Origin of the sequence: Actinomyces dentalis DSM 19115 (genome assembly GCF_000429225.1) — a bacterium.
GTDB lineage: Bacteria > Actinomycetota > Actinomycetes > Actinomycetales > Actinomycetaceae > Actinomyces > Actinomyces dentalis.
In genome coordinates this window covers 24,339-37,181 of the sequence record NZ_AUBL01000042.1, presented here as the reverse complement: position 1 = coordinate 37,181, position 12,843 = coordinate 24,339, and the positions used below count along the sequence as shown (strand labels likewise).

The window sequence follows — 12,843 nt, the reverse complement described above, 5'->3', positions numbered from 1 at the left end:
CCACCGCGCCGATCCCCGCCAGTCCGGGGGCTTTCCTGGTGAGAAAGGCTCACTGCTCCTGCGGTTCGTCGCCGGAGATGTCGTAGGCAGTCACCTTGATTTCTGCGCGGTTGTTTGAATGCGGATTCAAGTTACTGACGACGAGCTGGTCGTTATTGCTGGCTACCCCTGTTGTACTCACGCTCGCGAAACCGCCGATGTCCAGCGTCCAGGCCTTGCGGGCGCCGTGGGCCCAGTCGTCGGAGGGGAGTACGGCGGTGGTGGTGCCAGCTCCGGTCGCGGAGTTCTTTCGGAGCAGTCTCAGTCCCACCACGGTGGCCGTGCCCAGGACGAGGACGACGACGAGCACCACGACGGTGATCACGAGCGGTCGCGGAGCGCCCCTCCGCCGGCGCCGAGTACGGCGGGGGGGGGTGCCTCCATGCGGTGTTGCCAGTGGGACGGGCGGCGGGACGTACGCTCCCGGAGCCGCGTGCAACCGGGCGGACGGCGGGGGCACCGCCCGCCCGACGGGCGCGGCCGACACGGTGGAGGTGGCGGGAGCGGCCGATACGGCGGACGCGGTTAACGCAATGGGCACGGTCGGCGCGAACGCGGGAGGGACGGGCGGCGCCGGTGCCGCCGATGCGGGCGGTGCCGGCGCGGCCGGCACGGGCTGCGGAGCGCGCCCCGCGGCCTGGAAGTTCGGGGGCCCCGCGGACTGCGGGCTCGAAGGAGGCGGGGGCGGCGGGGCGGCGCTCATGGGCGCATGGTATGGACGCTCGCACCGCCCGGGACAGTCTAAATTCTTAGACTCTTTCGGCCCCGGGGCGGGCCCGCGCGCGGACCTCCCCGGGCCAGTTCCCGGGCGATAACACGGACCGCGGGAGCCCGAGCCGCCGGGGCCGGGCTTCCGATGAGTGGCTCCTGCGGCTGGACTCGAACCAGCAACCGTCCGATTAACAGTCGGATGCTCTGCCATTGAGCTACGCAGGAATCGCGCGAGGCGCGAGGACGACTCTAGCAACCGCGCGGGCCCGGCGTCGAATCCGCCCGGCGCGGCCCGCGGGCGCCATGGCGCCCAATAGTCACAGTGTGGGGAGCCCCACAGCCTCGCGTGCGCGCCGCTCCAGGTCCCGAAGCTCCCGCCCGAGCCCGTCGGTCCGCTCCCGGGACGAGTCCGGCTCCGTCGTCGAGTACAGGACGCCGTCCGCCCCGCGGCGCACCGACGCCGTGGCCCGCGTCCCGTCCGGAAGGATCCGGCTCACGTGGTGGACGATGGCGCTGTCCACCCGCTGACGCAGGACGCGCGCGAAACCGCGCTCGTCCACGTCGTGGACGACGGCGCCCGCCCCGGCCCCCGACTCCCCTCCGGCCTGTCCGGCCTCCCCGGCATTCCCGGCCCCGCGGGGATCGGGCGGGCGGCGCACGGCGTCGGGCACGGACAGGACGCGGGGGCCGTGCGCGTCGTGGAGCAGGTGGAGGGTGAGGGTCCGCCGCTCGGCGTCCCAGGAGGCGCGGCTGATGCGGTCCCAGCCCGTTGAGGCGGGCAGGGCGCCGGCCTCGCCGTCGGAGTGCCCCAGGCGCAGGAGCGCGTGGGGCGCGGCGACCAGCCAGCACTCGCCGTCGGGGCGCAGCGGCACCGCGCCGAGCACCGCGCACCCGCGGGGCAGGGAGCGCGCCAGGTCCTGGGGCAGGTGCGCGACGGGGCGGGCGCCCCGGCGTCGTGAGAGCAGTGACATGGGGAGAGAGTACCGGGCGGGCGGCGGCGGGGCCATGCGAGTATTGACCCATGGCTTACCGCGACATCCGCATCATCGGCGATCCCATCCTGCGCACCGAGTGCGAGTGGATCACCGATATCGACGACGCCGTCAAGCAGCTCGTCGAGGACCTGCTCGAGACGGTCGACGAGGAGGGGCGCGCGGGCCTGGCCGCCAACCAGATCGGGGTGGGACTGCGGGCCTTCTCCTGGAATATCGACGGCGAGACCGGTTACATCCTCAACCCGCGCCTGGACGAGCTCAATTTCGACGAGTACCAGGACGGCGACGAGGGCTGCCTGTCCGTCCCGGGACTGTGGTACCCGACCAAGCGCGCCTGGTACGCGCGCGCCACCGGCATCGACCTGGACGGCAGGCAGATCGTCATCGAGGGGGAGGAGCTCATGGGCCGCTGCATCCAGCACGAGTGCGACCACCTCGAGGGCCACCTCTACCTCGACCGCCTGGAGCGCAAGCAGCGGGCCGCGGCCATGAGGGAGCTGCGCCGCAAGGGCCTGTGACCCCGGCGCCGCCCGGCAGGGCGCTGCGAGGAGCCCGCTGAGGCCATCGCGGGAGGCCGCCCCGGCGAGTCGTTGCGGGGAGCCGGCCGAAGCCGTACTCAACCGACCGAAGGAGACCACCATGACCCGTCTGCTCGACCTTGCGCCCCGAGCCCTGGAGCGCCTGCGGGGCGCCGAGCTCGTCGAGGCCATCAGGGCCTCCGAGGGGCGCACCATCGCCGCCGAGACCATTACGGCGACCGGCCCGCTGCTGGACAGGGTCTCCAACCCCGAGCTGGTCGCCGCCTTCGGCGCGGACATCATCGTGCTCAACCTCTACGACGTCGACCACCCGCGCATCGCGGGCATGCCCCGGCGCGCCGGCGACGCGGCGCCCGACGACGACGCCACGGCCTTCGGCGCCGTCGGGGCGGGGGAGGGGCGCACCGCCGGGGACGTCGCGCGCTGGACCGGGCGCCTCACGGCGGTCAACCTCGAGCCGGTCGACGAGGCCCTCGCCTCCTTCCCGGCCGGGCGGCGGGCCACGGCGCGCAACGCCGAGCTGCTCGTCGAGCAGGGCGCGGCCATCGCCGTCATCACCGGCAACCCGGGCACGGGCGTGACGATCGAGGCCATCGAGCGGGCCACCCGCGCCATCCGCGAGGCGACGCAGGACCGCCTCGTCCTCTTCTCCGGGCGCATCCACGCCGCCGCCTCCGGCCAGGCGGTCATGACCGCCCGGGACGTCGACCGCCTGGCGCGGGCGGGCGCCCACGGGGTCGTCCTGCCCGCCCCGGGCACCACGCCCGGCTCGTCGATGGAGGCGGCCGTCGCCCGCGTCGAGGCGGCCCACGAGCGCGGGCTCCTGGCGTGGAACGGCATCGGCACCTCCCAGGAGGGGGCCGGCACCGGCGTCATCGAGCGCATCGGCATCGACTCCAAGGCCTCGGGCGCCGACGTCCACCACATCGGCGACTCGGGCTTCTTCGGCGTTGCGCCGCCCGAGAACGTCTACGCCTACTCCCTGGCCATCCGGGGCCGCCGGCACACCTGGCACCGCATGGCCGGCTCCCCGCAGCGCTGAGCCCGGGCGCGACGTCGGCGAGGCGCCCGGGACGCGGCCCGGCCCGGGCCGGCCGAACCCGACCCAGCCGGACTCGTCCGGGCCCATCCGGACCGGGTCCGGCTGGGCTGGACCTGGGGGCCCGGGTCTGAGAGCATTGCCCCGTACGCCGTGCGCATCATGCGACTGCGTCCGGTGCGGATCGAGAACGTTGGGGAAGGCGACTCTCGAACCAACTAGGAGGCGGTCTGTTATGAGTGGTGCCTATACCCGCGGTGTTCTTTTCGTGCACTCCGCACCCCGCGCGCTGTGCCCGCACATCGAGTGGGCCGCCGCCGAGGTGCTGGGCGCGCGCGTCCACCTGGACTGGACGGACCAGCCCGCCGCGCCCGGCATGATGCGCGCCGAGACCAGCTGGGTCGGCCACGTCGGCACCGGGGCGCGGCTGACCTCCGCCCTGCGCGGCTGGGCGAACCTGCGCTACGAGGTCACCGAGGAGGCCTCCGCCGGGACCGACGGCGGACGCTGGTCCCACACCCCGGACCTGGGCATCTTCCACGCTCAGACCGACGCCCACGGCAATGTGGTCGTCCCCGAGGACCGGGTGCGCGCGGCCCTCATGCACGCCTCGGAGCCCGAGGCCATGCTGCGCGAACTCGACCTGGCCCTCGGCCAGGCCTGGGACGACGAGCTCGAGCCCTTCCGCTACGCCGGCTCCGGCGCCCCCGTGCGCTGGCTGCACCGGGTCGGCTGAAGGCCGGCGGCCGCGGTCCCCGCAGGCCTCCGGGTCTTCGAGCGCGATCAGCGGGTGAAGACCAGGGCGACGTCGTGGCCGCCGAAGCCGAAGGACGTGCTCACCGCGGCCCTCAGGTTCGGGGCCGCCCGCCCGCCCGGGGCGACGACGTCGAGGCCCAGGTCGGCGATGACCGGGTCGACTCCCCCCGGCAGCGCCGTGCCCGGGACCCAGCCCTCGACGAGGGCCATGACCGTCAGGGCCGCCTCGAGCCCCCCGGCGCCGCCCAGGAGGTGACCGGTGAGGGACTTGGTGGCGCTGACCGCCGCGCCCGGGACGGTGCGCGCCAGGACGCGGGCCTCGACGAGATCGCCCAGGGGGGTGGAGGTGGCGTGGGCGTTGACGTGCCCGACCTCCTCGGGCTCGACGCCGGCCCTCTCCAGCGCCAGGCGCAGCGCGCGCTCCTGCTGGGCGCCGCCCGGCTCGGGGCGGGCCGCGTCGAAGGCGTCGGCCGTCACGCCGGCCCCGGCGAGAACGGCCAGGACCCCGGCCCCGCGCCCGGCCGCGTGCGCGGCCGACTCCAGGACCAGGACGCCGGCGCCCTCCCCCAGGACGAAGCCGTCGCGGTCCGGGGCGAAGGGGCGCGAGGCCGTGACGTCGGCGCGGGTGGACAGGGCCCGCATCGCCGCGAAGGCGGCCACCGTCACCGGGTGCAGGGCCGCGTCCGTGCCCCCGGCCACGACGACGTCGGCCCGCCCCAGTGCGATGAGATCCGCCCCGTAGGCGATGGCCTCCGCCCCGGAGGCGCAGGCGGACACCGGGGCGTGGATGCCGCCGCGGGCGCCCAGCTCGATGCCCACCGCCGCGGCCGGCGCATTGGGCATGAGGGCGGGCACCGCCGTCGGCAGGACCCGGCGCGGCCCCCCGCCGCGCAGCGTCTCCCAGGTGTCGATGACGGAGCGGACCAGCCCCATCCCCGGCGAGACGGACACGGACAGGCGCTGGCCGTCGACCTCGGGGGAGCCGGCGTGCGCCCAGGCCTCGCGGGCGGCCAGGAGCGCGCACTGGCTCGCGCGGTCCAGGCGGCGCCGCTCCCTGGGCGTCAGCGGCCCGCCCGCGTCGCGGGCCAGCGGCGCGGCCACGCGCACGGCCAGCCGGTACTCCTCCGCCCAGGGCTCGTCGAGGAGCCGCACGGCGCACTGGCCCGCGCGCAGCGCCCGCCAGGTGGCGGCCAGATCCCCGTCCAACGGGTTGGTCGTGCCCAGGCCGGTGACGACCACGGCCAGGGGGTCCAGCGCGCCCGGGTCGATGGTGCCGGTACTGCGCGCGGGCGCGGCTCCGGTCACCATCAGGCCCTCTGCGTGGCGACCAGGTCGATGAGGGCGCCCACCGTCGGCAGGTTCGGGATGAGGGAGTCGTCCAGGGTCACGCCCAGGCGCTCCTCGACCTGCGTGGCGATGGTGAGCAGCCCCAGGGAGTCGATGTCGAGGTCGTCGGCGAAACGGGACGCGGGGGTGACCCCGGCGGCCTCGACGCCGGCCTCCTCGGCGGTGATCTCGATGATCGCGGCGGCGACGTCGGTGCGCTGGTCGGCCATGGTGGTTCCTCCTGACGACGGTGGTGGGCGGGCTGCGCCCCGGCCGGGCCCATTGTGGACCACGCGGGCCGCCCGCGCGGAACCGGGCCGCCGCCCGGACTCAGTCCCCCGGGTGGGTCCGCAGGCGCCCCACGATGATCGCCATGTGCAGCATGAGCCCGTCGCGGGCGTCGGTGGCGTCCCAGCCGACCTGCTCGCTCACCCGCCCCAGGCGGTAGCGGACCGTGTTGGCGTGGACGAACAGGGCGCGGGCGGTGGCCTCCAGGCTCCCGCCCAGGGACAGGTAGGCCGCCACCGTCTCCTCGAAGGGCTCCCCCATGGAGTGCAGGGGCGCGCCCACCAGGGCGGTGATCTGCTCGGCGGCGAGCTCGTCCCCGTCCAGCAGGCGCTCGGGCAGCAGGTCGTCGGCGTGGACGGGATTGGGGGCGTCGGGCCAGCCGGGCCGGGCCCGCAGACCCGCCAGGGCCGAGCGGAGCGAGCGCCCGGCCTGGCCTATACCGGGCACGACCGGGCCGATGACGACGACGCCGTCGATCATCGAGGCGATCGTCTGAGCCGCCCGGCCCAGGGCGCGCTCGGGCGCCCCGGAGGAGGAGCCCGCCTCCTCGGCGGCCCCCAGGACGATGATGACCGAGTCGCCGCGGGCGGAGACCAGGCAGTCGCTGCTCAGCTGACGGCACTCGTGGCGCAGGCGGGAGGCGCCCATGGCGTCCAGGGCGGCGCGGGCGACGAGGGCGACGACGGGGCCCTGGCCGGCCCAGCCGGCGGTGCCGGCGCGGGTGACGGCGTCCTCGGGGGAGTCGTGGAGCATGGAGTCGACGGCCACGGACTCCAGCCGCGCGTCCCAGGCCCCGCGGGCCTCGGCGGCGCGGGCGTACACCTCCGCCGCGGCGAAGCCGACGTCGCGCCCGAAGGTCAGCGCCAGGATGGTGACGGTGTCGTGGTCCTCGGCGGGCACCGCCTGCGGGGCCTCCTCGATGACGACGTCGAGCACGGTGCGCACGAGGCCGAGGGTCTGCCCCAGGGTGATGGTGCCCGTTAAAGCGGCGGGGGCGACCGAGAAGATCCGGTTGGGGACGACGTCGTCGCGCGGGGTCTCGACCGAGTCGACGAACATGGTCACGCCCAGGCGCGCCACGGCCTCGATCTGGCGGCGCGGGGCCTCGGGCAGAGTCCGGTACCAGGGGTGCTCCGCGCTGATGCGGTCCAGGGAGTGCTCGATAATGGCGTTCTGCGCGCGTCGCAGCGAGTCCACGGCAGGGAGGCTCAGGTCATCCATGACAGGATCCTAGTGGCCGGCCGGGCCCGCCCCGTACCCGTTCAGCCGATCGACGGGGCCATCCGGCCCACGGGACCGTGTGATGTCGCGCTCGCGGCGGAACCGGGCGGTAACCTGTGAGTGCGCCCGGACCGCCCGGCCCGGGACCGAAGGTTCAAGGACGACGCGCGCGACGAGCGCGACCGGAGGAAGAACGATGCCACAGGCCACCCGCACCGAGGAGGACCTCCTCGGCCCGCGCCAGGTCCCCCTCGAGGCCTACTGGGGGATCCACACTCTGCGAGCCCAGGAGAACTTCCGCATCTCCGGGGCGACGATCGGCGACGAGCCCTCCTTCATCCGGGGCATGGTCCAGGTCAAGAAGGCCTCCGCCCTGGCCAACCGGGAGTTGGGCACGCTCGACGAGGAGATCACCAAAGCGATCATCTGGGCCTGCGACCAGGTCCTGGACAAGGGGCGGTGCCTCGACCAGTTCCCCATCGACGCCTTCCAGGGCGGGGCGGGCACCAGTCTGAACATGAACACCAACGAGGTCATCGCCAACCTCGCGCTGGAGCACCTGGGCTACGCCAAGGGCCGCTACGACGTCGTCCACCCCAACGACCACGTCAACAAGTGCCAGTCCACCAACGACGCCTACCCCACGGGGTTCCGGCTGGGCCTGTACGCGGCGGTGCAGGGCCTGGAGGCGGAGCTGTGCGAGCTCATCGACGCCATCCTGGGCAAGTCCCGCCAGTTCGCCGACGTGCTCAAGATGGGGCGCACCCAGCTGCAGGACGCGGTGCCCATGAGCCTGGGCCAGGAGTTCCAGGCCTTCGCCGTGCTCCTGGACGAGGAGGTGGAGCGCCTCATCCACAGCGCGGCCCTGCTGCTGGAGGTCAACCTCGGTGCCACGGCCATCGGCACCGGGCTCAACACGCCCCCCGGCTACCAGGAGGCGGTGGTGCGCCACCTGCGGGAGGTCACCGGGCTGACGGACATCAGGGGGGCCGCCGACCTGCTGGAGGCCACGAGCGACACCGGCGCCTACGTGTCGATGCACGCCGCCATCAAGCGCCTGGCCGTCAAGCTCTCCAAGATCTGCAACGACCTGAGGCTGCTGTCCTCGGGGCCGCGCGCGGGCCTGGGGGAGATCCGCCTGCCCGAGCGGGCCGCCGGCTCCTCGATCATGCCCGCCAAGGTCAACCCGATCATCCCGGAGGTCGTCAACCAGGTCTGCTTCAAGGTGATCGGCAACGACGTGACGCTGACCTTCGCGGCCGAGGCCGGCCAGCTCCAGCTCAACGTCATGGAGCCGGTCATCGGCCAGGTGTCCTTCGAGTCGATCAGGCTCCTGCGCAACGCCATGCGCACGCTGCGCGAGCTGTGCATCGTGGGGATCGAGGCCAATGAGGAGGTGTGCCGCCGCAATGTGCTGTCCTCCATCGGCATCGTCACCTACCTCAACGAGGTCATCGGCCACCACAACGGCGACCTGGTGGGGCGCGAGTGCGCGCGCAGCGGGCGCAATGTGCGCGAGGTCGTCCTGGAGATGGGCCTGCTGGACGAGGCCACCCTCGACGAGCTGCTGAGCGTGGAGAACCTGCTGCGCCCGCGCTACCGCGACGCCCACCACTACTCCGGCTCGGACCTCTCCTACTCCAAGGCGGACTCGGCGGACTCCTCCGACTCGGCGGGCTCCGCCGGGTCGGGCGCGGACGGGGCCGGATCCGCCGGGCGCTGAGCGGCGGCGGAGCGCACGCCGCGGTGATGTTCGACGGCGCGTCCGCCGTCGAACATCACCGGGCCCGGACCGCCGTCGGCGCTGCCGGAGCCGCCGGCCCGGACGGCGCCGGACCCGGCCCGCCCGGACCCGGCCCGCTCAGGCCTCGCCGCCCTGCGCGCCGGAGGCCCCGGCGTTCACGTTCGCCAGCTCGTAGCGGTCCACGGCCAGCTGGAGGACCGGGCGGTCGACCCGCCCCTGATCCGCCAGCGCCTGCAGCGCCTTGACGACGACGCTGTGGGCGTCGATGAGGTAGTGGCGGCGGGCCGCGGCGCGCGTGTCGGAGAAGCCGAAGCCGTCCGCCCCCAGGACGCGGTAGTCGCCCGGCACCCAGGCGCGGATGAGGTCGGGCACCGCGTGGTCGTAGTCGCTGGTGGCCACGAAGGGGCCCTCGGCGCCGGCCAGCGCGGCCGTGACGTAGGGGGTGCGCGGGGCGGCCGAGGGGTTGAGGAAGTTGTGGCGCTCGGCCTCCAGGGCCTCGCGGCGCAACTCGCCCCAGGAGGTCACCGACCACACGCCGGCGCGCACGCCCCACTCCTCGGCGAGGATCCGCCGGGCCTCGCGGGCCCACGGCACTCCCACGCCCGAGGCGAGCAGCTGGACCTGCGGGCCGGCGCCCTCGGGGGCGTCGTCGAGCTTGTGGATGCCCCGGATGATGCCCTCGACGTCGACGTCCTCCGGCTCGGCCGGCTGGCGGATGGGCTCGTTGTAGACCGTCAGGTAGTACATGATGTTGCGCTCGCGGCCCGTGTCGGGCCCGTACCAGCGCTCCAGGGCGTCGCGCACGATGTGGCGGATCTCGTAGGCGTAGGCCGGGTCGTAGGAGGCGAAGGCCTCGTTGGTCCACACCAGGAGCGGGGAGTGGCCGTCCATGTGCTGGGTGCCCTCGCCGGTCAGGGTGGTGCGCCCGGCCGTGGCGCCGATGACGAAGCCGCGCGCCAGCTGGTCGCCGGCGGCCCAGAACTGGTCGCCCGTGCGCTGGAAGCCGAACATCGAGTAGAAGATGTAGACCGGGATCATGGGCTGGCCGTGGGTGGCGTAGCTGGTGCCCGCGACCTGGAACAGGGAGGCGCTGCCGGCCTCGTTGATGCCGGTGTGCATGATCTGCCCCGAGGCCGACTCCCGGTAGGACAGCATCATCTGGGCGTCCACCGGCGTGTAGCTCTGCCCCTGGGTGTTGAAGATCTTCTTGGTGGGGAACAGGGACTCCAGGCCGAAGGTGCGCGACTCGTCCGGGACGATCGGCACGAAGCGGCGGCCGATGCTCTTGTCCTTGATGAGCTCCTTGAGCAGGCGCACGAAGGCCATGGTGGAGGCGACCTCCTGCCTGCCCGAGCCGCCCTTGAGGATGTCGTAGACCTTGTCCCCGGGAAGCACGAGCTCGGTGCCGGCGTCGCGCCGCTCGGGCAGGAAGCCGCCGAGCCGGCGTCGCCGCTCCAGCATGTAGAGCAGGGCCGGGTCGTCGGGGGCCGGCCGGTAGTAGGGGGGCATGTAGGGGTTCGCCTCGAGCGCCTCGTCCGTGATGGGGATGTGCAGGCGGTCCCGCAGGCCCTTGAGGTCCTCCAGCCCCAGCTTCTTCATCTGGTGGGTCGCGTTGCGGCCCGCGAAGTGGGAGCCCAGCAGGTAGCCCTTGACGGTGTGCGCCAGGATGACGGTGGGCCGGCCCCGGTGCTCGGTGGCGGCCCTGTAGGCGGCGTAGACCTTGCGGTAGTCGTTGCCGCCGCGCTGGAGCGCCCAGATCTCGTCGTCGGTCCAGTCCTTGACCAGTTCGGCGGTGCGCGGGTCGCGTCCGAAGAAGTGCTCGCGCACGTAGGCGCCGTCGTTGGCCTTGAAGGTCTGGTAGTCGCCGTCGAGCGTCTCCATCATGAGGTGCTCCAGGGCGTGGTCCTTGTCCGCGGCCAGCAGCTGGTCCCAGCCGCGGCCCCAGATCACCTTGATGACGTTCCAGCCCGCGCCCTTGAAGAAGGCCTCGAGCTCCTGAATGATCTTGCCGTTCCCGCGCACCGGCCCGTCCAGGCGCTGCAGGTTGCAGTTGATGACGAAGGTGAGGTTGTCCAACTGCTGGTTGGCGGCCAGCTGGAGCATGCCGCGCGACTCGGGCTCGTCCATCTCGCCGTCGCCCAGGAACGCCCAGGTGCGCTGGGCGGAGGTGTCCTTGATGCCCGCGCCGGCGAGGTACCTGTCGAACCAGGCCTGGTAGATGGCCTCCGACGGCCCCAGGCCCATGGAGACGGTGGGGAACTCCCAGAAGTCCTCCATGCGGCGCGGGTGCGGGTAGGAGGGCAGGCCGCGCCCGCCGGTGGCGGCGGGGTGGGAGTACTCCTGGCGGAAGCCGTCCAGGTCCTCCTCGCTCAGGCGGCCCTCGAGGAAGGCACGGGCGTAGTTGCCCGGCGAAGCGTGGCCCTGGAAGAAGACGTGGTCGCCGCCGCCGGGGTGGTCCTTGCCGCGGAAGAAGTGGTTGAAGCCGACCTCGTAGAGGGTGGCGGTGGAGGCGTAGGAGGAGATGTGCCCGCCCACGCCCACGCCGGGGCGCTGGGCGCGGGTGACCATGACGGCGGCGTTCCAGCGCAGCCAGCGGCGGTAGGCGCGCTCGGTGTCCTCGTCGCCGGGGAAGTAGGGCTCGTCGGCGACGTCGATCGTGTTGATGTAGGGCGTTGTGGTCTGGACCGGGAGGGAGACGTTCTTCTTGCGGGCCTCGGCGAGCATCGACAGGAGGATGTAGCGGGCGCGCGGCCCGCCCTTCTCCCGGATGAGGGCGTCGAGGGACTCGCGCCACTCCCTGGTCTCCTCGGGGTCGTTGTCGGCGACCTTGGTCAGGAGGCCGTCGATGAGCGGCGTGGAGTCGCTGGTCGGGCTCACGGAATCCTCTTTCCTCGCCATCTGCGGTGGTGGCCCGTGGATCGGCCGAAGGCCGGTCAGCGCCTCGGCTCGGGACCACTGGTGTCTGCGGGGTCCAATCTACGGCCTCGGGAGTCCGAAGTCGCTCTTCAAGGGGGATGAAAGTCCCATGTCTCGTGTGAGGTCGGGCACCGGGTCGGGCTCGCGAAGGCGGGCGGAGGAGCCCCCGGAGACCGCGGACGCACGACTCACTTGCGCGCCCGCCCCCATGTGCGATGGGCTAGTGCCACGGGGCTCCCGCACCGGGCGGGACGCCGCGCACGCGCGCGACACCGCGGGGACGGGCGGCATCGGCCGCTTCGTCGACCGAGATGCTGCGCACGCGCGCGACACGGGGCCGGCCGGCGGCCCCAGGGACGGAGAGACGACAGTGACGAGTACAGCGGGTGGCGCCTTCGGCTTCACCTCCGGCCTCATCATCCAGGAGTTCGGGTACGACGACGACGTCGACCAGGCGCTGCGCGAGGCCGCCGAGGCCCAGACCGGCACCGCGCTGGTGGACGAGGACTACGAGGACGTGGCCGATTCCGCCATCGTGTGGTGGCGGGCCGACGACGGCGACGTCGACGACCTGACGGACCTCCTCGTCGACGCCCAGGCCAATCTCGACGGCGACGGGCTCGTCTGGGTCCTGACCCCCAAGGCCCGCACCGCGGGGGCCGTTCCGCCCGCCGACGTCGAGGAGGCGGCCCGCACCGCGGGCATGCACGCCACCTCGGCGGCCGCGATGGGCCAGCGGTGGAGCGGCATCCGCGTGTCCAGCCGGCGGCACTGAGACGGCGGTACAGACGGCGGCCCGGTGGTGCGGCGGCGCAGTGCCGCGGCGCCGCCTCGCGCCCGCAGCCGTTCGCCCGCACCCCCGGGGCGCGACCAGGGCGCCCCGAAAGCGCACGGACCCGTAGCTCAGCTGGTAGAGCAACGCGTTTACACCGCGGCGGTCGTCGGTTCGAATCCGGCCGGGTCCACTACGGGGCTCTTGGACGGGCCCCTGTCCTGTGCTGTGCGCGTCTCCGCTTCGGGGAGTCGTGCTGCGCTCCGCGCGAGGGGGCGGCCGTCTGCGCGCCCCGCCCCTGGGGGAGTCGGTTGACCTGGTTCCGGAAGTCCTCCGCTGGCAGCAGGCGCGCCCCCGGGGGAGTCGTTTTGGTGATGTCACCTCAGCTCACATCGTGCCAGGTGGGCTGGCGCGAATCGAGCGCAGGCGGATTCCGTCACGCTGAGCTCGCACGGCGCGAGGTGGTGTGGATTGTGTTGCGCTGGGCTCGCATTACG

General features: G+C 73.5%; 11 protein-coding genes and 2 tRNA genes. 6 read left to right on the top strand and 7 right to left on the bottom strand.

Features of this window, described 5'->3' with window-relative positions; all coding sequences use genetic code 11:
* Nucleotides 1-49: 49 nt before the first annotated feature.
* The 3 genes from G446_RS0110190 to G446_RS0110180 form a co-directional block, all read right to left on the bottom strand.
* Complete coding sequence (locus G446_RS0110190) at nucleotides 50-364, bottom strand: hypothetical protein (protein WP_026410067.1); 315 nt, start codon at nucleotides 362-364, stop codon at nucleotides 50-52.
* A gap of 536 nt (nucleotides 365-900) precedes the next feature.
* Nucleotides 901-975 (bottom strand) — tRNA-Asn (locus G446_RS0110185).
* A 92-nt stretch (nucleotides 976-1,067) separates the two neighbouring features.
* On the bottom strand, nucleotides 1,068-1,721 hold the full coding sequence (locus G446_RS0110180; RefSeq protein ID WP_026410066.1) for a hypothetical protein: 654 nt from the start codon (nucleotides 1,719-1,721) through the stop codon (nucleotides 1,068-1,070).
* Nucleotides 1,722-1,771: 50 nt separating this feature from the next.
* Here G446_RS0110180 and def point away from each other — a divergent pair, with 50 nt between their 5' ends.
* The 3 genes from def (at nucleotide 1,772) to G446_RS0110165 (ending at nucleotide 4,059) form a co-directional block, all read left to right on the top strand.
* A complete protein-coding gene (def, locus tag G446_RS0110175) occupies nucleotides 1,772-2,263 on the top strand; it encodes a peptide deformylase (RefSeq protein ID WP_026410065.1) in 492 nt (163 codons plus the stop codon).
* 121 nt (nucleotides 2,264-2,384) lie between these two features.
* Nucleotides 2,385-3,326: a DUF7916 family protein gene (locus G446_RS0110170; RefSeq protein ID WP_026410064.1), complete on the top strand. Its 942-nt coding sequence runs from the start codon at nucleotides 2,385-2,387 to the stop codon at nucleotides 3,324-3,326.
* Nucleotides 3,327-3,558: 232 nt separating this feature from the next.
* Complete coding sequence (locus G446_RS0110165; protein ID WP_026410063.1) at nucleotides 3,559-4,059, top strand: DUF3145 domain-containing protein; 501 nt, start codon at nucleotides 3,559-3,561, stop codon at nucleotides 4,057-4,059.
* 47 nt (nucleotides 4,060-4,106) lie between these two features.
* Here G446_RS0110165 and G446_RS0110160 read toward each other — a convergent pair whose 3' ends face one another.
* The 3 genes from G446_RS0110160 to G446_RS0110150 form a co-directional block, all read right to left on the bottom strand.
* Nucleotides 4,107-5,387, bottom strand: coding sequence for a beta-ketoacyl-[acyl-carrier-protein] synthase family protein (locus tag G446_RS0110160; protein WP_051285908.1), 1,281 nt, complete (start codon nucleotides 5,385-5,387; stop codon nucleotides 4,107-4,109).
* Complete coding sequence (locus G446_RS0110155) at nucleotides 5,387-5,635, bottom strand: acyl carrier protein (RefSeq protein WP_026410061.1); 249 nt, start codon at nucleotides 5,633-5,635, stop codon at nucleotides 5,387-5,389. Before G446_RS0110155 ends, G446_RS0110160 begins: the two co-directional genes overlap by 1 nt.
* Before the next feature lie 100 nt (nucleotides 5,636-5,735).
* Entirely contained in the window at nucleotides 5,736-6,914 is a 1,179-nt protein-coding gene (locus G446_RS0110150; protein ID WP_026410060.1) for a PucR family transcriptional regulator, read from the bottom strand.
* A 196-nt stretch (nucleotides 6,915-7,110) separates the two neighbouring features.
* On the opposite strand from G446_RS0110150, the gene aspA reads away from it, so the two are divergent.
* Nucleotides 7,111-8,637, top strand: coding sequence for an aspartate ammonia-lyase (aspA, locus tag G446_RS17310; RefSeq protein ID WP_051285907.1), 1,527 nt, complete (start codon nucleotides 7,111-7,113; stop codon nucleotides 8,635-8,637).
* A 138-nt stretch (nucleotides 8,638-8,775) separates the two neighbouring features.
* Here the strand turns inward: aspA and aceE are convergent, their stop codons facing one another.
* Nucleotides 8,776-11,535 (bottom strand): pyruvate dehydrogenase (acetyl-transferring), homodimeric type, encoded by a 2,760-nt coding sequence (aceE, locus tag G446_RS0110140; protein WP_026410059.1) that lies wholly within the window; start codon nucleotides 11,533-11,535, stop codon nucleotides 8,776-8,778.
* Nucleotides 11,536-11,944: 409 nt separating this feature from the next.
* On the opposite strand from aceE, the gene G446_RS0110135 reads away from it, so the two are divergent.
* Together G446_RS0110135 and G446_RS0110130 are read left to right on the top strand one after the other, a co-directional pair.
* Complete coding sequence (locus G446_RS0110135; RefSeq protein WP_026410058.1) at nucleotides 11,945-12,349, top strand: DUF3052 domain-containing protein; 405 nt, start codon at nucleotides 11,945-11,947, stop codon at nucleotides 12,347-12,349.
* A gap of 117 nt (nucleotides 12,350-12,466) precedes the next feature.
* Nucleotides 12,467-12,539: transfer RNA gene (locus G446_RS0110130), tRNA-Val, on the top strand.
* The last annotated feature ends 304 nt before the right edge of the window (nucleotides 12,540-12,843 follow it).

What these genes read in the sequence shown, in the direction of transcription:
- G446_RS0110180 (WP_026410066.1), bottom strand. Translation starts at nt 1,721, where the DNA reads ATGTCACTGCTCTCACGACGCCGGGGCGCCCGCCCCGTCGCGCACCTG.
- def (WP_026410065.1), top strand. Translation starts at nt 1,772, where the DNA reads ATGGCTTACCGCGACATCCGCATCATCGGCGATCCCATCCTGCGCACC.
- G446_RS0110170 (WP_026410064.1), top strand. Translation starts at nt 2,385, where the DNA reads ATGACCCGTCTGCTCGACCTTGCGCCCCGAGCCCTGGAGCGCCTGCGG.
- G446_RS0110165 (WP_026410063.1), top strand. Translation starts at nt 3,559, where the DNA reads ATGAGTGGTGCCTATACCCGCGGTGTTCTTTTCGTGCACTCCGCACCC.
- G446_RS0110160 (WP_051285908.1), bottom strand. Translation starts at nt 5,387, where the DNA reads ATGGTGACCGGAGCCGCGCCCGCGCGCAGTACCGGCACCATCGACCCG.
- G446_RS0110155 (WP_026410061.1), bottom strand. Translation starts at nt 5,635, where the DNA reads ATGGCCGACCAGCGCACCGACGTCGCCGCCGCGATCATCGAGATCACC.
- G446_RS0110150 (WP_026410060.1), bottom strand. Translation starts at nt 6,914, where the DNA reads ATGGATGACCTGAGCCTCCCTGCCGTGGACTCGCTGCGACGCGCGCAG.
- aspA (WP_051285907.1), top strand. Translation starts at nt 7,111, where the DNA reads ATGCCACAGGCCACCCGCACCGAGGAGGACCTCCTCGGCCCGCGCCAG.